This is a genomic window from Vibrio sp. SCSIO 43137 (assembly GCF_028201475.1).
GTDB lineage: Bacteria > Pseudomonadota > Gammaproteobacteria > Enterobacterales > Vibrionaceae > Vibrio.
The window spans coordinates 3,302,115-3,325,628 of record NZ_CP116383.1; the positions used below are offsets into that span (position 1 = coordinate 3,302,115).

The 23,514-nt window shown below is 46.0% G+C and carries 13 protein-coding genes, 7 tRNA genes and 4 rRNA genes; 7 read left to right on the forward strand and 17 right to left on the reverse strand.

Features of this window, described 5'->3' with window-relative positions; all coding sequences use genetic code 11:
• Position 1 precedes the first annotated feature (1 nt).
• The 8 genes from PK654_RS15520 to PK654_RS15555 all read right to left on the reverse strand — a co-directional run bounded on the left by PK654_RS15520 (position 2) and on the right by PK654_RS15555 (position 5,856).
• The gene (locus tag PK654_RS15520; RefSeq protein WP_271696838.1) at positions 2–979 is read right to left on the reverse strand and encodes an ABC transporter permease; all 978 of its coding nucleotides are present in this window, start codon (positions 977–979) and stop codon (positions 2–4) included.
• A gap of 194 nt (positions 980–1,173) precedes the next feature.
• On the reverse strand, positions 1,174–2,727 hold the full coding sequence (locus PK654_RS15525) for an ABC transporter substrate-binding protein (protein WP_271696839.1): 1,554 nt from the start codon (positions 2,725–2,727) through the stop codon (positions 1,174–1,176).
• Between the two features lie 132 nt (positions 2,728–2,859).
• Positions 2,860–4,569, reverse strand: coding sequence for a dipeptide ABC transporter ATP-binding protein (locus PK654_RS15530; RefSeq protein ID WP_271696840.1), 1,710 nt, complete (start codon positions 4,567–4,569; stop codon positions 2,860–2,862).
• A 651-nt stretch (positions 4,570–5,220) separates the two neighbouring features.
• Positions 5,221–5,297: transfer RNA gene (locus PK654_RS15535), tRNA-Pro, on the reverse strand.
• Positions 5,298–5,339: 42 nt separating this feature from the next.
• Positions 5,340–5,415, reverse strand: a tRNA-His gene (locus PK654_RS15540).
• Positions 5,416–5,424: 9 nt separating this feature from the next.
• Positions 5,425–5,501, reverse strand: a tRNA-Pro gene (locus PK654_RS15545).
• Positions 5,502–5,660: 159 nt separating this feature from the next.
• Positions 5,661–5,736 (reverse strand) — tRNA-His (locus tag PK654_RS15550).
• Positions 5,737–5,779: 43 nt separating this feature from the next.
• A tRNA-Arg gene (locus PK654_RS15555) sits at positions 5,780–5,856 on the reverse strand.
• Positions 5,857–6,140: 284 nt separating this feature from the next.
• On the opposite strand from PK654_RS15555, the gene PK654_RS15560 reads away from it, so the two are divergent.
• Positions 6,141–6,548: a c-type cytochrome gene (locus PK654_RS15560; RefSeq protein ID WP_271696841.1), complete on the forward strand. Its 408-nt coding sequence runs from the start codon at positions 6,141–6,143 to the stop codon at positions 6,546–6,548.
• Positions 6,549–6,679: 131 nt separating this feature from the next.
• Here PK654_RS15560 and rep read toward each other — a convergent pair whose 3' ends face one another.
• Positions 6,680–8,704 carry a DNA helicase Rep gene (gene rep / locus PK654_RS15565; protein ID WP_271696842.1) on the reverse strand — a complete coding sequence of 675 codons (2,025 nt, stop codon included), beginning with the start codon at positions 8,702–8,704 and terminating at the stop codon, positions 6,680–6,682.
• 169 nt (positions 8,705–8,873) lie between these two features.
• On the opposite strand from rep, the gene PK654_RS15570 reads away from it, so the two are divergent.
• The 4 genes from PK654_RS15570 (at position 8,874) to ubiK (ending at position 14,068) form a co-directional block, all read left to right on the forward strand.
• Positions 8,874–9,449: a TetR/AcrR family transcriptional regulator gene (locus PK654_RS15570; protein ID WP_271696843.1), complete on the forward strand. Its 576-nt coding sequence runs from the start codon at positions 8,874–8,876 to the stop codon at positions 9,447–9,449.
• Positions 9,450–9,467: 18 nt separating this feature from the next.
• Positions 9,468–10,574, forward strand: a complete 1,107-nt coding sequence (locus PK654_RS15575) for an efflux RND transporter periplasmic adaptor subunit (protein ID WP_271696844.1) — start codon at positions 9,468–9,470, stop codon at positions 10,572–10,574.
• An 11-nt stretch (positions 10,575–10,585) separates the two neighbouring features.
• Positions 10,586–13,702 (forward strand): multidrug efflux RND transporter permease subunit, encoded by a 3,117-nt coding sequence (locus tag PK654_RS15580; RefSeq protein WP_271696845.1) that lies wholly within the window; start codon positions 10,586–10,588, stop codon positions 13,700–13,702.
• A 111-nt stretch (positions 13,703–13,813) separates the two neighbouring features.
• Positions 13,814–14,068: a ubiquinone biosynthesis accessory factor UbiK gene (gene ubiK, locus PK654_RS15585; RefSeq protein WP_271696846.1), complete on the forward strand. Its 255-nt coding sequence runs from the start codon at positions 13,814–13,816 to the stop codon at positions 14,066–14,068.
• 69 nt (positions 14,069–14,137) lie between these two features.
• Here ubiK and ilvC read toward each other — a convergent pair whose 3' ends face one another.
• Positions 14,138–15,622, reverse strand: a complete 1,485-nt coding sequence (gene ilvC, locus PK654_RS15590) for a ketol-acid reductoisomerase (RefSeq protein ID WP_271696847.1) — start codon at positions 15,620–15,622, stop codon at positions 14,138–14,140.
• A 132-nt stretch (positions 15,623–15,754) separates the two neighbouring features.
• On the opposite strand from ilvC, the gene ilvY reads away from it, so the two are divergent.
• A complete protein-coding gene (gene ilvY, locus PK654_RS15595) occupies positions 15,755–16,645 on the forward strand; it encodes an HTH-type transcriptional activator IlvY (RefSeq protein WP_271696848.1) in 891 nt (296 codons plus the stop codon).
• Between the two features lie 38 nt (positions 16,646–16,683).
• Here the strand turns inward: ilvY and rrf (PK654_RS15600) are convergent.
• From rrf (PK654_RS15600) to PK654_RS15625, 6 genes are all read right to left on the reverse strand, one after another.
• Positions 16,684–16,799, reverse strand: a 5S ribosomal RNA gene (gene rrf, locus PK654_RS15600).
• A 44-nt stretch (positions 16,800–16,843) separates the two neighbouring features.
• Positions 16,844–16,919, reverse strand: a tRNA-Thr gene (locus tag PK654_RS15605).
• A 62-nt stretch (positions 16,920–16,981) separates the two neighbouring features.
• Positions 16,982–17,097 (reverse strand): 5S ribosomal RNA (rrf, locus tag PK654_RS15610).
• 128 nt (positions 17,098–17,225) lie between these two features.
• Positions 17,226–20,114 (reverse strand): 23S ribosomal RNA (locus PK654_RS15615).
• A gap of 342 nt (positions 20,115–20,456) precedes the next feature.
• Positions 20,457–20,532 (reverse strand) — tRNA-Ala (locus PK654_RS15620).
• Between the two features lie 82 nt (positions 20,533–20,614).
• Positions 20,615–22,166: ribosomal RNA gene (locus tag PK654_RS15625) — 16S ribosomal RNA — on the reverse strand.
• Together the 16S, 23S and 5S rRNA genes with 2 tRNA genes alongside form the textbook arrangement of a ribosomal RNA operon.
• Positions 22,167–22,717: 551 nt before the next feature.
• On the opposite strand from PK654_RS15625, the gene PK654_RS15630 reads away from it, so the two are divergent.
• A complete protein-coding gene (locus PK654_RS15630; RefSeq protein WP_271696849.1) occupies positions 22,718–23,254 on the forward strand; it encodes a gamma carbonic anhydrase family protein in 537 nt (178 codons plus the stop codon).
• On the opposite strand, the gene PK654_RS15635 is transcribed toward PK654_RS15630, so the two are convergent.
• Entirely contained in the window at positions 23,251–23,514 is a 264-nt protein-coding gene (locus PK654_RS15635) for a DUF1488 domain-containing protein (RefSeq protein WP_271696850.1), read from the reverse strand. The two genes, PK654_RS15630 and PK654_RS15635, sit on opposite strands and share 4 nt — an antisense overlap.

Sequence of the window (23,514 nt, forward strand, 5' to 3'; positions counted from 1 at the left end):
TTTATGCTCCTTTGCCAGTCAGGTTAACCGTCGGGTTAATCAGCCCGTACATCAAATCAACAATAGTGTTGGTCACTACGAAAACCAGACCAACGAAAATAACATAAGCGGTGATCAGCGGTGTATCTACCCTGTTTATCGCTTCAAGGAACAGGAAGCCTGTACCCGGCCACTGAAATACGGTTTCCGTCAATATGGTGTACGCCACCATAGTACCGATCTGCACACCACCTACAGTCAGAACCGGCAGCATGGTATTTTTCAGTGCGTGCTGGTAGTAGATTTTATTGGTGGCTAAGCCCTTGGCTTTGCCAAACTTAATGTATTCGGAGCTAAGCACTTCCAGCATTTCAGAACGAACCAGACGAATGAACAGAGGCAACATAATTGATGCCAGTGCAATACTTGGTAAAACCAGATGCGCCAGACCATCGAGTGTAAAGTAGCCGGAATCCCAGCCAAATACATTGGCGGTTTCTCCCCTGCCATAGGAAGGCAGCCAGCCTAGCTCAATGGAGAAGATATACATCAGCATAATCGCTGTCAGGAAAACTGGGATGGAGATACCTATACTACTCAACGCCATCACCACCTTGGTAAAAAAGCTCTTTGGATGGATAGCGGAGTAAACCCCGAGCGGTATAGAGAGGACAACAATGATCAGAGCGGCACCAAATACCAGCTCCAGCGTTGCCACCAGCTTATCCAGAATCACTTCTGTTGCCGGTTTTTTGAAAAAGTAGGATGTACCTAAATCACCTTGTACGGCTTTGCCTACAAAGCGGGTATATTTTGTAATAAACGGATCGTTTAAACCGAGCTCATCACGTAAAGCCTGTCGCTCTGCTTCCGAAACAGACTGGCCCACAAGTTCCCGCAGCGGATCGCCGAGGTTATCCTGTATAGAAAACGCAACCAAACTGATCACAAACATCACTATCAGTGCCTGATACAGGCGCTTGACCAGAAACGAAAACATTCCTTGCCCCTTAATAATCCTTAATCTTCTTTTCAGAAGTTATTCAGTCAATATTCAGTCAATATTCAGTCTAAAAATGACACCCAATCCGACTGAATTAAGACTGAGCACCATAAAACTTGTAATGAATAAGTCACTACAAAAAGCAGTATCCGCCCCATTAGCAGGCAGGATACCGCTTTTGCGGTTAGTTATTATTTAACAACCAGGTCACCGAAGTACGGGAAGTTCATACCGTTGATGATAGGAGCAATTTCTACGTTGCTCTTAGCAGCCCATGATGGATCCTGCCAGTGCAGTGGTACAAACGCCGCTTCATCAAACAGGATCTGCTCAACTTTCTTCAGCATAGCGTTACGCTTAGTCAGATCTGTCTCTTTGTTTGCTTCAGTAATCAGCTGATCAACTTCTGCGTTACCGTAGTGACCACAGTTGTACTGACCTTTACCTGTTTCAGCATCTCTAGTCATCGCCAGGAACTCAGTAAAGTTAGCTGAATCTTCTGTATCCGGGTGCCAGCCAATCATCAGCATGTCTGCCGCACACTTATCAAACTCAGGCCAGTATTGCGCTTTTGGCATGGTTTTCAGGTCAACCTTGATACCGATCTTAGAAAGCATTGCCGCTGTTGCCTGAGCGATTTTCGCATCGTTCACGTAACGGTTGTTTGGCGCCATCATCGTCAGCTTGAATCCGTCTGCATAACCTGCATCTTTCATCAGCTGCTTCGCTTTCTTAAGGTCATATCTAGGCTTAAGATTTTCGTTATAACCAGCGTAGCCAACCGGGCTCTGCTGAGCTGCTGCTGTCGCAGCACCCTTCATAACTTTCTTAGTGATACCTTCGTTGTTTACTGCATAAACGATAGCCTGACGAACACGCTCATCTTTCAGTGCAGGGTTGCTGTTCTGGTTCATCTGGAAGGTAATGATACGGGTACCAGGCATGGTATACAGATCAACACCACTTGCGCTCTTGATTCGCTTGTAGTCGTTTGGAGCAACAGGAGCAATCATGTCCACATCGCCAGACAGAAGTGCTGCTACACGGGTCGCATCTTCTTTAATAGGAACCAGAGTCAGTTTATCTACGTTACCTGAAGAAGACTTATCCCAGTAATCATTAAAGCGCTCAAATTCAACTTTTACGCCTTGCTGGCGGTAAGTGATGACGAAAGGACCAGTACCAGAAAGGTTTGTTGATGCGAAAGAGTTACCGTGCTTAACCAGCTCAGCTTTATCTTTACCTTCAGCTGTCTTACCTGTGTAGAACTTGCTGTCCATAGGGAAGATATAAGTCGCAACGTTTTCAATCAGAGGGTAAGTACCGTCAGTTTTAATCTCTACCGTGTAGTCATCAACTTTTGTCAGAGAAACCAGCGGAGCAAAGATACCCTTAAAGTCAGGAGAGCTCTTCAGACGGGCAAATGTCCATACTACGTCATCCGCAGTAAGCTCATTACCTGAGTGGAACTTAACACCTTTACGAAGGTTAAAGCGCATTGTCTCGTTATCGACACGATCCCATGACTCAGCCAGACGTGGTTCAAATTCCATTTTCTGGTTAAAACGTACCAGAGGGTCAAATACCATGTGAGACAGTTGCATAGTACCACCGGAAAGCTGCTCATGCGGGTCAAGAGACACAGGGTCTGCCGCATAACCTACGGTGATATCAGCTGCAGCTGCACTAAAGCTAAGACCAGCAGCCATTAGAGCAACTGTCAATTTAGTCTTAATGGATTTCATTGCATAACTCCTTTTATGGGAAATTAAATCCCTAATGTTGTTTTTGCTTCTGTTAATCGTAATAAATCCAAAGCACAGAGTGCCTGTGGATCACACTAGCTGCCCGGACGAACGGCTGCCGGACAGCAAAGATTAAGCGATATCTTCACGTAGCCCGGTAAATTCAGGCATCAGAGAGATTAATTGCTGGCTGTACTCATGCTGAGGAGAATTGAACAGCTGCTCTGTCGGAGCAACTTCCAATAATTTACCCATTTTCATCACACCTATGCGATCACACATCTGGCGGATCACAGGCAGGTCATGACTGATAAACAGCATGGTCAGATTTAATTCGTCTTGTAAGTCCTTTAACAAGTTAAGAATCTGAGCCTGTACGGATACATCCAGTGCGGATGTCGGCTCATCACAAATTAGAAGACGTGGGCGAGTCGCTAACGCTCGCGCAATAGAGATCCTCTGGCGCTGCCCGCCTGAGAATTCATGAGGATATTTTAGTCCGGCCATTCTGCCTAGCCCTACGTGATCAAGCAGATCGTTCACGATCTCTCGTGTTTCAACTTCATTACGGGTCAGGTTATGGAAACGGATAGGTTCCGCGATAATATCGAAAATCTTCATACGCGGGTTCATTGAGGTATACGGGTTCTGGAAGACCATCTGCATCTGACGGCGCATAGGTCGGCGCTCTTTTTCAGATTTAAGGCTGGTAAGATCGATACCTTCAAAGGTTACTTTGCCTGAATTAGGCGCATACAGACCGGCAATAACACGGGCAATGGTTGATTTACCGGAGCCGGATTCGCCTACCAGGCCAAAGGTTTCACCTTCAAACACTTCAAAACTCACGTCGTCCGAAGCCTGAACATATTCGCGGCGGCTCTCAAACAGAGAGTCTTTAGTTACAAAACGTAGGTTTACATTCTCTACATTAAGCAGAGGACCGGTATAGGCTCGCTGATCCTGACTCTGACCAAGCCAGTGAGTTTTAACATCCAGCGGTGCCATCTCTGAAGCTTCTTCGATATAGCTTACCAGAGGGAAGCGGTCCAGCTTCTTATCTGAACGCGGAACGGCAGAGATCAGGCTGCGGGTATAAGAGTGATCCGGGTCACCAAGAACTTTTTTCGTCTCACCGAACTCAACCAGATCACCACGGTACATAACCGCGACCTTATCAGTAACATTGGAGACCACACCCATATCGTGGGTTACCAACATGCAACCAACATCATTTTTAACGCACAGTTCGCGAATCAGGCACAAGATCTGATCCTGAATAGATACATCCAGTGCCGTTGTCGGCTCATCAGCAATAATCAGATCCGGCTCACCAGCCAATGCAATCGCAATAACCACACGCTGACGCATACCACCAGAAAATTGATGCGGGAACTGTTTTAATCTGTTTTCAGGCTGGGGAATACCAACCTGCTTCATCAGGGAAAGAGCCCGCTGATACGCTTCTTCATCAGACACCTTCATATTGGCATGAATGGTCTCTTTAAGCTGGTGTTCAACGGTAAATAACGGGTTTAGAGATGTCATCGGATCCTGAAAAATAAATCCGATTTTTGAGCCACGTACGGCTCTCATTTCACTGCCGGAAAGTCCGGAGATCTTCTCTCCGTCAAGGTAAACATCGCCACCAGCAATGACACCCGGAGGGCTTAGCAAATCGATCACCGCATTACCTACGGTTGATTTACCCGCACCTGACTCACCAACCACACCAACGATCTCGCCACGTTCAATGTTAAACGATAGCTCTTTAACCGCGGCATGAATACCATGCCTTGACGGATATTCGATCCGAAGGTTTTTAACTTCTAAAAGAGACATTACCAGACCTCTACTACTGTGGCGCAACTGCCTGTCTGCAAATATTGATTCCGTTCATTACCAGAATAAAGTCCTGATAATCTGATAGCGTTCCAATTTGGCAAATAATTCACTAAAAAGCAACAAATATAGGATAAAAAAGTGTAATCGCGCAGTTTTAAAGCACGGTAGCGCAATAATTATTCATTTATCATTCATTTAGTTCTCATTGACACTTAAGACATCAAGACTGATAAGCACCAAAATATAAGAACTTTTCACTAATTAAACACTATATCTGTAGTTATTTACAAAACCAGAAGGTACGATAAATTTGAATTTTTATTCTAATTCACTTTTAACAAATTAGTTACATCAACCAATTATAATCTCAAACACAGATGATTTATCTGCTTTATAAATTAAAGACAGACCATAACTCTGACAATTAAAAAAAACAGATAATCCCATGATAAAAAACATGCTCAGGCAAGACAAAACGGGGCTGTTGGTAAAGAGTATAAAAAAGTGCAGCTAAAACAGAGCTGAAACCCGCTCAATTACGGCTAATTACTGCTCACAGGAGAGAAAATGTATATGCGTTATGCTTATAAGAAACTATGAAAAGAATAGAACGAAAAAAGCCTTATCTTTCGATAAGGCTTTTAAAGGTGGTCGGTGAAGAGGGATTCGAACCCCCGACCCTCTGGTCCCAAACCAGATGCGCTACCAAGCTGCGCTATTCACCGAAATTTTGTTAGTAATCCACTTAACGTCAACTACTGAAATAATGGGGTGGCTAACGAGACTTGAACTCGCGACAACCGGAATCACAATCCGGGGCTCTACCAACTGAGCTATAGCCACCAAAAATAATGGTCGGTGAAGAGGGATTCGAACCCCCGACCCTCTGGTCCCAAACCAGATGCGCTACCAAGCTGCGCTATTCACCGAAAATCTTGTTTTATTTTGAAATAATGCCAGAGGGTCACCCTCTAGTCCGCTAGTCCGCTAGTCCGCTAGTCCGCTACTCCAAAACCGGGATACGCTACTAAATCGCGTTAATCACCGAAATCTGTTAGTAATCCACTTAACGTCAATTACTGAAATAATGGGGTGGCTAACGAGACTTGAACTCGCGACAACCGGAATCACAATCCGGGGCTCTACCAACTGAGCTATAGCCACCACTGTTTTTTTGCCGACAAAATCTATATACCGCTTCCGGAAATGGCGCGCCCGAAAGGATTCGAACCTTCGACCTTTGGCTCCGGAGGCCAACGCTCTATCCAGCTGAGCTACGGGCGCATGCCCTGTCGGCGGAGTGGAATAATACGTATATCACCATTCTGCGTCTAGCTTTTTTTGCAGTTTTTTTATTAATTGTTGTCTTTTTCAGCAGTTAAGATGTGATAAAGGACTAATCATTTAGATCTCAATGTTTATTGCTATAAATTAACAGGATATAATCACCCAAATTTCACACCTAATTAACATAGTGTTTTCAAAAGCTTTAACTATAGAAAACACTCTAACAATACTTTTGGTGTCGAAGCCCAATAAAAAAGATAACGGTAAAGTGAGCTAATAATATGTCTTCAAAAATCATTGGCGCTCTGGTCGCCACTCTAACTTTTTCCGCATTTTCACTGGCGAGCAGCGTAAGTGATGAGGAATACCAGCAAATTGCAGAACGAATCAAACCGGTTGGTGATGTCTATTTAGTTGGTGCGGAGCCAGTTGCAGAAAAGCCTAAGGGACCTCGTACAGCAGAATCAGTTTACGGAACCTTCTGTGTTGCTTGTCATGGTACCGGTGTTTCCGGTGCTCCTATCAAAGGCAATGCTGAGCAGTGGGCACCACGCATTGCTCAGGGAATGGATATCATGACTGATCATGCTATCAAGGGATTCAATGCCATGCCGCCTAAAGGTTCGTGTATGGATTGCTCTGATGAAGAGATCGTCGCAACAATCAACCATATGATTGAAGGCCTGTAACCCTTATTACAGACCAGTACTAATCGTTAAGGCCACGAATACATCTGTATCTCGTGGCCTTTTTACTTCTCAAGCTTTCTTCTAGTTCCCACGCTCTGCGTGGGAATTCATACGCGAACTAGAACTAATAGTTACCCTTTATTTTTCCTGACCATTGCCAATAAATTTGAAACATTTGCCTGTCCCTTCTCCATTCTCTCTTCCTGACTAACCGGCTTTTTCACTGTTTCCCACTCCAAGTCATCAAAAGGCAGCTCATCTAAGAACCGGCTATGTTGCGGCTTTATCAACTCACCAAACTGTCTTCGCTCTTTACACAGGGTAAACGTCAGTTCTTTTTGTGCCCTTGTGATCCCTACATAAGCCAGCCGACGCTCTTCTTCTACATTCTCTTCATCAATACTGGTTTGGTGAGGAAGAATGCCCTCTTCAGCGCCCATAAGATAGACATAAGGGAACTCCAGTCCCTTCGAAGCGTGTAGTGTCATTAACTGAACCTGATCAGCATCGCTTTCCTCTTCGCCCCGTTCCATCATATCCCTGAGCGTCAGGCGCTGAACCACCTCTTTAAGTGTCTTTTCTTCCTGATCAAGATTGTCTCCCTCCAGATCCGCCACTATCCAGCTATAGAGATCCGATACGTTCTTCATGCGCATCTCTGCAGCCTTGGCGCTGGATGAGGTTTCGTACAGCCAGTCTTCGTAGTTGATATCCCGCACTAGTGAACGTACTGCCTCTACGGTATTGCCCCGTTCAGCATTATCCGCAATGGCAACAACCCATTGAGTAAACTTGCGAAGGTTTTCTAGCCCTCGTCCGCTTAGGTGTTGCTCTAATCCCAGCTCAAAGCTGGCCTCAAACAGGCTTTTACCGCGCATATTGGCATAGCTTCCCAGCTTCTCCAGTGTGGCAGGGCCAATCTCTCTTCGCGGTGTATTCACAATACGCAAAAATGCATTATCGTCATCCGGATTCACCAGCACTCTCAGATAAGCCATAATGTCTTTAATCTCTGCACGGGCAAAAAACGAGGTTCCCCCAGAGATTCGGTAGGGGATCCGGTTCTGCATCAGCGATTTTTCTATCAGTCTTGACTGATGATTTCCCCGGTACAGGATAGCGTAATCTTTATACTCAGTACGGTTGATAAAACGATGGGCAATCAGTTCACCCGTCACTTTTTCTGCTTCGTGGTCTTCATTCTTTGCCGTAACCACTTTCAGCTTTTCACCGTCAGGCAGTTCTGAGAATAGTGTTTTTTCAAATACGTGTGGGTTGTTGGCGATCAAAATATTAGCCGCCCTAAGAATGCGGCTGGTAGAGCGGTAGTTCTGCTCCATTTTAATCACTTTTAACTGAGGGTAGTCCTTACTCAGTAACACTAGGTTCTGAGGCTTGGCTCCCCGCCATGAGTAGATAGACTGATCATCATCTCCTACTACCGTCAGTCGTCCCCGTTCACCAATAAGCAACTTCACCAGTTCATACTGACTGGTGTTAGTATCCTGATATTCGTCCACCAGCAGATAACGAATTTTCGATTGCCAGCGATCACGGACTTCCTTATTGGTCTTTAACAACATCACCGGCAGAGAAATAAGATCATCAAAATCTAATGCGTTATAAGCCTTCATCTGTGTCTGATACATCTCAAAACAGAAGGCAAAGAGCTGCTCTTGCTCAGAACGGGCAAACCCTTTCGCCTGTTCAGGCGTTAACATATCGTTCTTCCAGTTAGAGATGCTGCTTAACAGCAAACGAAGCAGATCTTTATCACCATCAAGCTGTTTTTCTGTCAACTCTTTAAGAAGCGCCATCTGGTCCTGATCATCAAACAGAGAAAAACCCGCTTTTAAGCCCAGAGCTTTATACTCACGGCGGATAATATTCAGCCCCATAGTATGGAAAGTGGAGATCATTAATCCCTTGGCTTCTTTCTTACCAAGAGTTTGTCCCACACGCTCTTTCATCTCTCTGGCGGCTTTATTGGTAAAGGTCACCGCAGCGATATTTCTCGCCTTATAACCACAAACTTCTACCAGATAAGCAATCTTATTGGTAATCACACGAGTTTTTCCGGAACCCGCACCGGCTAACACCAGACAAGGGCCGGAAACGTATTTAACCGCTTCATCTTGCTTTGGGTTTAACTTCATTCTCTTTACTCAGGCGATATCCATAACTGGCGACTATAATAATCCTCAGTCGATATGATTTCCACGTAAGATTAAACGAGAAAGATTCTCAAAAATTAACTATACGTTTTGATGTACAGATGTATAATAACGCGAATGAATGAACGTTCATTCATTTTTGGAGAAGTCGATGTCAGACGAAATTGAAGATAAGAGAACCAGAATTCTTGATGCAACAGAGAAACTTTTAGCTCAAGACGGTTTCCAAGGCTTATCTATGCAAAAAGTAGCAAAAGAGGCCGCCGTAGCTGCAGGTACTATCTACCGCTACTTCAGAGACAAAGATCATCTCATTGAAGAAACTCGTTTATACGTCTCTCAGAGAGCGGCAGATTATATTCAGGCTAACCTGAGCGATGATATGTCTCTAAAACAGCAGTACCGCACCATATGGCTGAATATCTGGAACCTAACCAATACTAAGTCAGCGGTTAAGAGTCATTTTTTATATGAGCAATTTGATTATTCCAACGAAAGCCGGATTCAGCAGTTGGAAAAAGAGATGTTCTATAAAGTCGTTGCATTATTCGAGAAAGGAAAAGAACAAGGGCTATTTAAGCCTCTGGACGGGCACATACTTTTCAGTGTCAGCCTTGATTCAAGTATTGCACTGGCGAGAAAGAAACGAAACAGATGTATTCAGTTGGATTCAAACGATATTGACCAAGCGATTGAAGCCAGCTGGGATGCAATCATTAAACACTAAACTGGAGTTCAGATAAGAATGAAAAAGTGGACTTTTTTTATGCTACTGATAGCTGTATTACTATTTGGTAGCGTTATCGGCTTTAACATGTATAAGCAAAAGATGATCGCTGAGTATATGGCCAATATGCCGGAACCGGAGTTTCCGGTCACCGTGGTAGACGTCGAAGCGGTAGAATGGAAGCCAGCTATTCAGGCCATCGGCTTTATCGAGCCGAATCAAGGTGTGACATTAACCGCTGAATCCAGCGGAGTTATCGATAAGATCGAGTTTAAATCAGGCGAGACTGTCACTACCGGTGATATGCTGGTTGTGCTTGATACCTCTGTAGAGCGCGCAAACCTGGCCAGCTCAGTGGCAAAACTGCCTGCCGCTGAATCAAAATATAAGCGTTATAAAGGCCTGCTGAAAAAAGGCTCTATCTCTCGTGAAGCCTATGATGATGCAGAAGCCTCTTACTTCTCTCTGAAAGCTAACATCGAGAGTCTTAAAGCCACTATTGACCGCCGTGAAATCACCGCTCCATTTGATGGTGTTGTCGGTATCCGCGATGTTTATCTTGGTCAGTACCTTCAGGCCGGTAATAAGATTGTTCGTCTGGAAGACACCAGTGTTATGCGCCTGCGCTTTACCATTCCTCAGACTGATATCTCACTGATCAGAATCGACCAGCCAGTCAACATTCAGGTGGATTCATACCCAGAAGAAACCTTTAAGGGCACCATCTCGGCCATTGAGCCTGCAGTCGATCATCAGAGTGGTCTGGTTCAGGTACAGGCTGATATTCCAAACAATGGCGGAAAACTGCGTAGTGGTATGTTCGCCCGGGCAGATATCGTCCTTCCGGTAATAGCCGATCAGGTGGTTCTTCCCCAGACAGCCATTACCTTTAACCTATACGGCGATAACGTATTTATCGTATCAGAAGTTGATGGTGTAAAACGTGTGAAGCAACAGGTCGTTAGTGTTGGTGAACGTCGTGGTTCAATTGCTCATATTCTTAAAGGGGTTAAGCCCGGCGATACCGTTGTTACTTCAGGACAAATTCGTTTGAGTAACGAAGCTAAGGTGAAAATCGTGGAAAGTGACGCAATAACACCGCCAGCAGAAACACCGATGCTGTAATTGGGGGAACTATGCGCTTTACTGATGTCTTTATAAAACGTCCGGTTCTCGCAGTATCCATCAGCTTTTTGATCGCACTGCTTGGCTTTCAGGCACTGTTCAAAATGCAGGTGCGGGAATATCCGGAAATGACCAATACCGTTGTAACTGTAACAACGGGCTATTACGGTGCCAGTGCCGATCTGATTCAGGGCTTTATTACACAGCCTCTGGAACAGGCCGTTGCACAGGCAGACAACATTGAATATATGACTTCATCGTCAGTATTGGGTCGCTCTACCATTACGGTAAATATGAAGCTCAATACGGATCCGAATGCCGCTCTGTCGGACATTCTGGCAAAGACAAACTCGGTACGCTCTCAGCTACCAAGTGAATCTGAAGATCCAACGGTAACCATGTCCACCGGTTCTACCACTGCGGTACTCTATATCGGTTTTGTTAGTGACGAACTGGTTTCCAGTCAGGTAACTGATTACCTTGAAAGGGTGATTAACCCGCAGCTATTCACGGTAAACGGTGTCTCTAAGATAGATATCTACGGTGGCTCTAAGTACGCCATGCGTATCTGGCTTGATCCAGCCAAAATGGCGGCGCTGGGCCTGACAGCAACGGATGTTATGGGTGTGCTTAAAGCCAATAACTTCCAGTCTGCAACCGGTCAGGCTACCGGTGAAATGGTGGTCTACAACGGTAGCGCTGATACTCAGATCTCCAGTGTTGAAGAACTGGAACGTCTGGTTGTCAAAAATCAGGAAGGTAACCTGATTCGCCTGAATGATATTGCTAAAGTTAGCCTTGAGAAGAGCCACGATACTTTCCGCGCCAGCGCTAATGGTCAGGAAGCCGTTGTTGCAGCCGTTAACGCCGCACCAAGTGCTAACCCTATTAATATTGCCAAAGACGTTCTTGCCCTGCTGCCTCAGCTTGAAAAGAACATGCCTGCCAATATTCAGATGAACGTGATGTATGACTCTACTGAAGCCATCAATGAGTCTATTCAGGAAGTAATTAAAACCATTATTGAAGCAGCACTGATCGTATTGGTGGTAATTACCATATTCCTAGGTTCACTAAGAGCAGTATTAATACCAATCATCACTATCCCGTTATCGCTGATTGGTGTGGCCATGGTTATGCAGATGCTCGGCTTCTCGTGGAACCTGATGACGCTACTGGCGATGGTACTGGCTATCGGACTGGTGGTGGATGACGCCATTGTTGTTCTGGAAAACGTCGATCGTCATATCAAACTAGGAGAATCTCCTTTCCGTGCAGCCATTATCGGTACACGTGAAATTGCTATACCAGTTATTGCCATGACTCTGACTCTGGGCGCGGTATATGCACCGATCGCTATGATGGGTGGTATTACCGGTTCCTTGTTTAAAGAGTTTGCCCTAACCCTTGCTGGTTCAGTATTTGTATCAGGTATCGTTGCCCTGACTTTGTCACCAATGATGTGTTCTAAGATGCTTCTGGCCCATGCCGAGCCGAACCGCTTTGAAAGAGCCGTTCACAATGTGCTGGACAGAATGACAGATCGTTACTCCAGAATACTCTCGGTTGTAATGCAGAGACGTCCGGTGATTATCGCTTTCGCGTTTATCGTATTTGCCAGCCTGCCGATGCTATTCAAATTTATCCCGAGCGAGCTTGCTCCATCTGAGGATAAAGGGGTGGTAATGCTGATGGGTACCGGCCCGTCAAATGCCAACCTTGATTACCTGCAAAACACCATGAATGATGTAAACAAGGTTCTGACAGACCAGCCGGAACTTGAGTACGCACAGGTGTTTGTTGGTGTACCAAGTTCGAATCAGGCCTTTGGTATCGCAACTATGTTGCCATGGAGTCAGCGTGAAGCGAGTCAGGCAGAAGTAACTAACCGTGTTGGTAAACTGGTGAAAGACATTCCGGGAATGTCAGTAACGGCATTCCAGATGCCTGAACTACCTGGTGCAGGTTCCGGCCTGCCGATTCAGTTTGTGATTACCACACCGAATAACTTTGAAAGCCTGTATCAGATTGCTTCAGATGTTCTTGTGGCAGCCTCTACCAGCCCTTACTTTGTTTATACAACTATCGACCTGAACTACGATTCTGCAACAATGAAGATCAGCATCGATAAAGACAAAGCGGGAGCTTATGGCGTTACCATGCAGGACATTGGTGCAACCTTGAGTACTATGATGGCAGACGGTAACGTAAACCGTATCGACTTTAACGGACGCGCTTATGAAGTGATCCCGCAGGTTGAGCGTAAATACCGCCTGAACCCAGAGTCAATGAACAGTTATTACGTGCGTTCATCGACGGGTAGCCCAGTACCTCTGGGAAGCTTAATCAGCATTGAAGTCGTATCAGAGCCACGCTCTCTTCCTCACTTTAATCAGCTAAACTCTGCCACAATCGGTGCCGTTCCGTCTCCGACGGTAGCAATGGGTGATGCGATTAATGAGTTTGAGAAGTTTGCTCAGGAAATTCTTCCGTTAGGTTACAGCCATGACTACATGGGTGAAGCAAGACAGTATGTAACTGAAGGTAACTCGTTATATACCACCTTTGGCCTGGCACTCGCTATTATCTTCCTTGTGCTTGCGATTCAGTTTGAATCGGTTAGAGATCCACTGGTTATTATGGTTTCGGTTCCTCTGGCCATCTGTGGTGCCTTGATTGCCCTTGCATGGGGTGCGGCAAGTATGAACATCTACTCTCAGGTAGGTCTGATTACGCTGGTTGGCCTGATAACCAAGCACGGTATTCTTATCTGTGAGGTTGCCAAAGAAGAACAGCTGCACAACCAGAAAAACCGTATGGAAGCCGTTATGGAAGCAGCCAAAGTACGTCTGCGTCCAATCCTGATGACAACAGCAGCTATGATTGCCGGTTTGATCCCGTTAATGTATGCAACCGGCGCCGGTGCTGCACAGCGATTCAGTATTGGTATCGTAATCGTAGCCGGTCTTGCTATTGGTACTCTGTTTACTCTGTTTGTACTGCCGGTGATTTACACCTATCTGGCAGAAAAACATAAACCACTTCCGGTATTCCTTGAAAAAGATGAACTGGAAGAGCTTGCCGAAATCAATAAAGCTGATGCTGCTGAGAAGCAGTTAGCTAACTAAAGATACCGGTAAGCTAACAAAGAAAAGGTCGCTTTTGCGGCCTTTTTTATTTAGCGACAAAACCATTCAGATTGAATAGAATAAGCGCAAATAGAAAGGAGTTTATGCCCAATGTTTGATGCAAAAAAGATAGAGCAGATTGCAAAGCAGATTCATGAGTCAATGCCTCAGCCGGTGAAAGAGCTGGGTTCAGATGTTGATCAAAAGGTTCGTCAGGTAATTCAGGGACAACTGAATAAACTTGATATCGTTAGCAGAGAAGAGTTTGATGTGCAGACACAAGTACTGCTTCGTACCCGTCAGAAATTGACAGAAATGGAACAGAAACTGGCTGACCTTGAAGCAAAACTGGCTGATAAAGAGTAGATAACTTTACCCTGTTCAAATAGAAAAAGGCCTGTTTAACAGGCCTTTTTTGTATTCAACTGGAAGCCATTAACCGCCTACGGCGATACGCTTCATATCCGTCATATAGCCACGTAGCTCTTCACCGATATATTCAACCGGGTGATTGCGGATAACATCGTTCACTTCAATTAGGGTGGCGTTATCAACCTGATTCGAAGACTCTCCCAGACCTTTACCGATTACGTCAGTACCAACATTCGGCATAAACTTCTCGCGTAGCAGAGGAGTCGCTACGTTAGCAAACAAATAGTTTCCGTATTCCGCAGTATCAGAGATTACTACGTTCATTTCATACAGACGCTTACGGGCAACTGTGTTAGCGATCAACGGAAGCTCATGCAGTGATTCGTAGTAAGCTGACTCATCGATGATGCCTGAAGCAGTCATAGCTTCAAACGCAAGCTCAACACCGGCACGAACCATAGCAATCATCAGGATACCGTTGTCGAAGTACTCCTGCTCAGGGATCTCAATATCAGACTCAGGATAGTTTTCAAACGCAGTCTGACCCGTCTCTTCACGCCAGCCAAGCAGGTTTTTATCATCATTGGCCCAGTCAGCCATCATAGTGCCTGAGAACTCACCTTCAATAATGTCATCCATATGCTTGTTATAAAGCGGACGCATCAGCTCTTTCAGCTCTTCAGAAAGCTCAAATGCTTTAATCTTAGCCGGGTTAGAAAGACGGTCCATCATATGCGTGATGCCACCAAACTTAAGGGCTTCTGTAATGGTTTCCCAACCGTATTGAAGAAGTTTACCTGCATAGCCTTCATCGATACCTTCAGCAACCATCTTCTCGTAACACACGATAGAACCAGCCTGTAGCATGCCGCAAAGAATCGTCTGCTCACCCATCAGGTCAGACTTAACCTCTGCTACAAATGAGGACTCAAGACAGCCAGCGCGATGACCACCTGTTGCCGCTGCCCATGCTTTAGCGATATCCCAGCCTTCCTGCTTAGGATCATTCTCAGGGTGTACAGCGATAAGAGTCGGAACACCGAACCCACGCTTATACTCTTCACGAACCTCAGTTCCCGGGCACTTAGGTGCAACCATAACAACAGTAAGGTCCTTACGAATCTGCATGCCTTCTTCAACGATGTTAAAGCCGTGGGAATAGCCTAGTGCTGCGCCTTCTTTCATCAGAGGCATTACGGTTTCAACTACGTTTGTATGCTGTTTGTCCGGAGTCAGGTTTACTACCAAGTCTGCCTGAGGAATCAGGGTCTCATAGCTACCCACCTCAAATCCATTCTCAGAAGCATTTCTGAATGACTGACGCTTTTCATCGATGGCAGCCTGACGAAGCGCATAGGCCACATCCAGACCCGAATCACGCATGTTAAGACCCTGATTAAGCCCCTGAGCACCACAACCTACGATGACCACCTTCTTACCTTTCAGATAATCGGCTTCAGATGCAAATTCTTCACGATCCATAAAGCGGCAACGACCTAGTTGATCAAGTTGCTCACGCAGGTTTAGGGTATTGAAATAGTTAGCCATTCTTTGACTCCTTTAAAGAAACTGTCCGTTGGTCAGCGGCTTATGCGCTGAATATCCTCATACTAATGCAGGATTTAGGTTGCTTAAAGTGATATATTCACAATAACTTATTGCAATAAATGCAACGTGACTATGAATATCAAAACACTTCAGCTTTTTATCCATCTTTGCGAAAGCAAAAGTTTCAGCAAGACAGCTACGACAATGCATATCAGTCCTTCAGCGCTTAGTCGTCAGGTGCAAAAACTCGAGGAAGAAGTGGGAGAAGCACTGTTTATCCGCGACAACCGTAGCGTTGATTTAACCAATGCGGGAAGAAAACTACTTCCCGTTGCTTTGTCCATTACCAATGAATGGTTTGATTTCCGCTCAGAACTGACAGAAAGCAGTAGTGTTTTGCAGGGTGAGATTCATCTGTTCTGTTCAGTAACCGCCAGTTATAGCCATTTACCAGATCTGCTGAATGATTTTCGCCTGACCTATCCCCAGATTGAATTAAAGATCTCTACCGGCGATCCGGCACAGGCAATTGATAAAGTACTAGAAGGGAATGCAGATATTGCCATTGCCGCAAAACCGGAACAGTTACCCGGAAAACTAGCTTTTGAAGTTATCAGCCATATTCCATTATCGGTAATTGCCCCTAGCGGAATAAGCAGCTTCTCTCAGGAACTAAAAAAAGAGCAGCCTGACTGGTCTTCTATTCCTTTTATTCTTCCGGAAGCCGGCACTGCAAGAGAAAGAGCAAACCTGTGGTTTAAAAGGATGAAAATAAAACCTTCTATCTATGCTCAGGTGTCAGGACATGAAGCTATTGCCAGTATGGTCGCTCTTGGTTGCGGAGTGGGTATTGCACCGGATGTGGTTATTAATAACAGCCCGGTAAAAGATAAGATCCAGAGACTAAAAGTCGAAAGCATTAACCCGTTTGATCTCGGAATCTGTTGCCACCGCTCTAAACTGGATGATCCGTTGATCAAAGCACTGTGGAGTTTAGCAGAACAGAAGTTTATACAGGCATGATCAAAAAAGCCTCCCGATTGGGAGGCTTATCAATATGAACCTAGCGATGTCCTACTCTCACATGGGGAAGCCCCACACTACCATCGGCGCTATTGCGTTTCACTTCTGAGTTCGGCATGGAATCAGGTGGGTCCACAACGCTATGGTCGCTAAGTAAAATTCTGTTGCTACCGACTCTTCTCGATAGTCAAAAATACGTGGTGCTGATAGGCGGATTTGAACCGCCGACCTCACCCTTACCAAGGGTGCGCTCTACCAACTGAGCTATATCAGCAGATTTTTAACTCTTCTATAAAGAGTAAAAGCCCGTTCAAAGAACGGGCCTTAAAATTTAAAGCCTGGCGATGTCCTACTCTCACATGGGGAAGCCCCACACTACCATCGGCGCTATTGCGTTTCACTTCTGAGTTCGGCATGGAATCAGGTGGGTCCACAACGCTATGGTCGCCAAGCAAAATTCTGTTTTTGATTTCACTTTTTCTAAAAAAGTGAAAACCAACAAATCGGAAAGCTGTTTAAAAGTCTTATTTACACATTCAATGTTCTATTTGAGTCCAAAACAAAACCCCTTGGGTGTTGTATGGTTAAGCCTCACGGGCAATTAGTACAGGTTAGCTCAACGCCTCACAACGCTTACACACCCTGCCTATCAACGTCGTAGTCTACGACAACCCTTTAGGATACTTAAAGTATCAGGGAGAACTCATCTCAAGGCTCGCTTCCCGCTTAGATGCTTTCAGCGGTTATCGATTCCGAACTTAGCTACCGGGCAATGCGTCTGGCGACACAACCCGAACACCAGAGGTTCGTCCACTCCGGTCCTCTCGTACTAGGAGCAGCCCCTTTCAATTCTCCAACGCCCACGGCAGATAGGGACCGAACTGTCTCACGACGTTCTAAACCCAGCTCGCGTACCACTTTAAATGGCGAACAGCCATACCCTTGGGACCGACTTCAGCCCCAGGATGTGATGAGCCGACATCGAGGTGCCAAACACCGCCGTCGATATGAACTCTTGGGCGGTATCAGCCTGTTATCCCCGGAGTACCTTTTATCCGTTGAGCGATGGCCCTTCCATTCAGAACCACCGGATCACTATGACCTGCTTTCGCACCTGCTCGAATTGTCATTCTCGCAGTCAAGCGGGCTTATGCCATTGCACTAACCACACGATGTCCAACCGTGTTTAGCCCACCTTCGTGCTCCTCCGTTACTCTTTGGGAGGAGACCGCCCCAGTCAAACTACCCACCAGGCACTGTCCTCACCCCGGATAACGGGGCTAAGTTAGAACATCAAACATACAAGGGTGGTATTTCAAGGATGGCTCCACTGTATCTGGCGACACAGTTTCAAAGCCTCCCACCTATCCTACACATGTAGGCTCAATGTTCAGTGCCAAGCTGTAGTAAAGGTTCACGGGGTCTTTCCGTCTAGCCGCGGGTACACTGCATCTTCACAGCGATTTCAATTTCACTGAGTCTCGGGTGGAGACAGCGTGGCCATCATTACGCCATTCGTGCAGGTCGGAACTTACCCGACAAGGAATTTCGCTACCTTAGGACCGTTATAGTTACGGCCGCCGTTTACCGGGGCTTCGATCAAGAGCTTCGACCTAAGTCTAACCCCATCAATTAACCTTCCGGCACCGGGCAGGCGTCACACCGTATACGTCATCTTACGATTTTGCACAGTGCTGTGTTTTTAATAAACAGTTGCAGCCACCTGGTATCTGCGACTTCCGATAGCTCCATCCGCAAGGGACTTCACCGTCAGAAGCGTACCTTCTCCCGAAGTTACGGTACCATTTTGCCTAGTTCCTTCACCCGAGTTCTCTCAAGCGCCTTGGTATTCTCTACCCGACCACCTGTGTCGGTTTGGGGTACGATTCCTTACAATCTGAAGCTTAGAGGCTTTTCCTGGAAGCATGGCATCAATGACTTCACGCCCTTGGGCGCTCGACATCGTGTCTCGGCCTTAAGATTTCCCGGATTTACCTAAGAAATCAGCCTACGCACTTGAACCTGGACAACCGTCGCCAGGCCCACCTAGCCTTCTCCGTCCCCCCATCGCAATTGTAAGAAGTACGGGAATATTAACCCGTTTCCCATCGACTACGCCTTTCGGCCTCGCCTTAGGGGTCGACTTACCCTGCCCCGATTAACGTTGGACAGGAACCCTTGGTCTTCCGGCGAGGGGGTTTTTCACCCCCTTTATCGTTACTCATGTCAGCATTCGCACTTCTGATACCTCCAGCAAACCTTACAGTTCACCTTCAACGGCTTACAGAACGCTCCCCTACCCAATATCTAAAAGATATTGCCGCAGCTTCGGTGTATAGCTTAGCCCCGTTACATCTTCCGCGCAGGCCGACTCGACCAGTGAGCTATTACGCTTTCTTTAAATGATGGCTGCTTCTAAGCCAACATCCTGGCTGTCTGAGCCTTCCCACATCGTTTCCCACTTAGCTATACTTTGGGACCTTAGCTGGCGGTCTGGGTTGTTTCCCTCTCCACGACGGACGTTAGCACCCGCCGTGTGTCTCCCGGATAGTACTTACTGGTATTCGGAGTTTGCAAAGGGTTGGTAAGTCGGGATGACCCCCTAGCCTTAACAGTGCTCTACCCCCAGTAGTATTCGTCCGAGGCGCTACCTAAATAGCTTTCGGGGAGAACCAGCTATCTCCAGGTTTGATTGGCCTTTCACCCCTAGCCACAAGTCATCCGCTAATTTTTCAACATTAGTCGGTTCGGTCCTCCAGTTGATGTTACTCAACCTTCAACCTGCCCATGGCTAGATCACCTGGTTTCGGGTCTATACCTAGCAACTCGACGCCCAGTTAAGACTCGGTTTCCCTACGGCTCCCCTAATCGGTTAACCTTGCTACTAAATATAAGTCGCTGACCCATTATACAAAAGGTACGCAGTCACACCACGAAGGTGCTCCTACTGCTTGTACGTACACGGTTTCAGGTTCTATTTCACTCCCCTCACAGGGGTTCTTTTCGCCTTTCCCTCACGGTACTGGTTCACTATCGGTCAGTCAGTAGTATTTAGCCTTGGAGGATGGTCCCCCCATATTCAGACAGGATATCACGTGTCCCGCCTTACTCGATTTCACTAATAATGACGTGTCGGTTACGGGGCTATCACCCTGTATCGCTGGACTTTCCAGACCATTCACCTGCATCATTAAAAGCTTAAGGGCTAATCCAATTTCGCTCGCCGCTACTTTCGGAATCTCGGTTGATTTCTACTCCTCCGGGTACTTAGATGTTTCAGTTCCCCGGGTTTGCCCTGTTAACCTATGTATTCAGTTAACAGTAACTGCTTATGCAGTTGGGTTTCCCCATTCGGAAATCGTAGACTCAAGTGGCTTTTACTGCCTAATCTACGCTTATCGCAAGTTAATACGTCCTTCATCGCCTCTGACTGCCAAGGCATCCACCGTGTACGCTTAGTCACTTAACCATACAACCCCAAGAGGTTTCTATGTATGGCAAACAACCAAGGTTTGTGTCTCTCATTATTTGAATGAGCGAGAGACATTTCGATTTTGCCGGACTCAAATATAAGCATCATTACTCAGTAATGTTGCTTCCAAGAACACTTGAATGTGTGTTGGTACCTAAATCTCTTATGTTTCAAAGAAAGATTCAGGATTTGAGAACTTTTAATTAGATAACAATCAATCAAGTTGTTATCTGTCAGCTTTCCAAATTGTTAAAGAGCAAAGATTTTTTCTAATTAAAGAAATAAACCATTTTTAAGAACACTTACGTCTTTTTATTGCAAAAGAAATGTACTTAAAGATGGTGGAGCTATGCGGGATCGAACCGCAGACCTCTTCGCTGCCAGCGAAGCGCTCTCCCAGCTGAGCTATAGCCCCATCTAGGAAAAGCAATTCCTTTCTCTTCACTTTCTAAACCTAATCAATCTGTGTGAACACTCATCAATGCACAATCATCGTTTAAGGAGGTGATCCAGCCCCAGGTTCCCCTAGGGCTACCTTGTTACGACTTCACCCCAGTCATGAACCACAAAGTGGTAAGCGTCCCCCCGAAGGTTAAACTACCTACTTCTTTTGCAGCCCACTCCCATGGTGTGACGGGCGGTGTGTACAAGGCCCGGGAACGTATTCACCGTGGCATTCTGATCCACGATTACTAGCGATTCCGACTTCATGGAGTCGAGTTGCAGACTCCAATCCGGACTACGACGCACTTTTTGGGATTCGCTTACTCTCGCGAGTTCGCCGCCCTCTGTATACGCCATTGTAGCACGTGTGTAGCCCTACTCGTAAGGGCCATGATGACTTGACGTCGTCCCCACCTTCCTCCGGTTTATCACCGGCAGTCTCCCTGAAGTTCCCACCCGAAGTGCTGGCAATCAAGGATAAGGGTTGCGCTCGTTGCGGGACTTAACCCAACATTTCACAACACGAGCTGACGACAGCCATGCAGCACCTGTCTCAGAGTTCCCGAAGGCACTAATCCATCTCTGGAAAATTCTCTGGATGTCAAGAGTAGGTAAGGTTCTTCGCGTTGCATCGAATTAAACCACATGCTCCACCGCTTGTGCGGGCCCCCGTCAATTCATTTGAGTTTTAATCTTGCGACCGTACTCCCCAGGCGGTCTACTTAACGCGTTAGCTCCGAAAGCCACTCCTCAAGGGAACAACCTCCAAGTAGACATCGTTTACGGCGTGGACTACCAGGGTATCTAATCCTGTTTGCTCCCCACGCTTTCGCATCTGAGTGTCAGTATCTGTCCAGGGGGCCGCCTTCGCCACCGGTATTCCTTCAGATCTCTACGCATTTCACCGCTACACCTGAAATTCTACCCCCCTCTACAGTACTCTAGCTTGCCAGTTTCAAATGACCTTCCCGGGTTGAGCCCAGGGCTTTCACATCTGACTTAACAAACCACCTGCATGCGCTTTACGCCCAGTAATTCCGATTAACGCTCGCACCCTCCGTATTACCGCGGCTGCTGGCACGGAGTTAGCCGGTGCTTCTTCTGCAGCTAACGTCAAATGATAGTGCTATTAACACTACCACCTTCCTCACTGCTGAAAGTGCTTTACAACCCGAAGGCCTTCTTCACACACGCGGCATGGCTGCATCAGGCTTGCGCCCATTGTGCAATATTCCCCACTGCTGCCTCCCGTAGGAGTCTGGACCGTGTCTCAGTTCCAGTGTGGCTGATCATCCTCTCAGACCAGCTAGAGATCGTCGCCTTGGTGAGCCATTACCTCACCAACTAGCTAATCTCACTTAGGCTTATCCAATCGCAGAAGGCCCGAAGGTCCCCTCTTTTCCCCCGTAGGGCGTATGCGGTATTAGCTATCGTTTCCAATAGTTATCCCCCTCGACTGGGCAAATTCCTAAGCATTACTCACCCGTCCGCCGCTCGACGTCCAACAAATCATCCGAAGAGTCAATGTTGCCGTTTCCGCTCGACTTGCATGTGTTAGGCCTGCCGCCAGCGTTCAATCTGAGCCATGATCAAACTCTTCAATTTAAGTTTTTGTGGCTCAATGAATACTGAACATTACATAAGTAATGTTTGAATTGACTGTGCTCTTGTTGGTTTTCACTTTTGAAAAAGTGAAACAAAACAGCTCAAGGCTGCTTTCCAACTCGAATGGTCACTTCGTATCATTGAAACCGAATCGAAACCGAAGTTTCTAATTTGATTATCATCAACGAGTGCCCACACAGATTGATAGGTTTAAATTGTTAAAGAGCATCGCTTCCGTGAAGCGAGGCGGCCATTCTAGCGATTTAATGTGAAGTGTCAAACACTTTTTTACTTTTTTTATCTTCGCTTTAAAAGCGTAAGAAAAAGTCACATTGCCAGGCTGGTGCCTTAACTGATTTGGCTGACTAACCCTTGTGGTGTCTGCCGTGTCAGTGAGGGCGCATTATAGAGATCGAAATCACATTGGCAACCCCTTTTATTGAAATAAATTCACTTTTTTTACTGTCTGGCTGCTTTTTACCCACTAAAGGCTGATTTTACTAATTTTTGTTCTTTATTTATGCTTGTTTAAGCTAACAAAAGGAGTGGTTATGAGTACATTAAGAAGCTACAAAGGAATTTTTCCCGATATTGATGAATCAGCCTATATAGATGAGAGTGCTGTTTTGGTCGGCGATATAGTCGTTGGTGAGGATTCCAGTGTCTGGCCCCTGGTTGCAGCAAGAGGGGATGTAAATCATATTCGTATCGGCAACAGAAGTAATATTCAGGATGGTTGTGTCCTTCATGTTACTCATAAGAATGAATCGAACCCGGAAGGCTTCCCTTTACTAATCGGTAATGAAGTGACCATAGGTCATAAGGTTATGTTGCACGGCTGCACAATCAAAGACCGGGTTTTGGTTGGAATGGCCTCGATTGTATTAGATGGTGCAGTAATAGAAAGCGATGTAATGATAGGGGCTGGCAGCCTTGTCCCGCCCAATAAGACACTTGAGAGTGGCTACTTATATGTCGGAACACCTGTTAAGCAGGCCCGCCCCCTTAAAGATTACGAACGGGCATTTTTAACTAAATCAGCAGAAAACTACGTTCAGAATAAGAATGAGTATCTTACAGATATCTAACTTATCTCAATCTGACCAGATGAGTTAAATGATTCCTCTTCTATTAACTCTTCAGCGAGCTCTTCTATATCAAAGCGGTATTCAGAAAATACCAGGAGAGCTTGCTGTTCACCGGCAATGTTCTTGCCACTTAGCTTAGCCAGCTTATTAACGGAAATAATACAGCTAATAGTGTGACCTGATTGTTGTGCCGGAAATTCTATACACTCTGATTCTGCAAGCCACTGTTGAAGATCAGGAAATAGTATTGACTGGTTCAT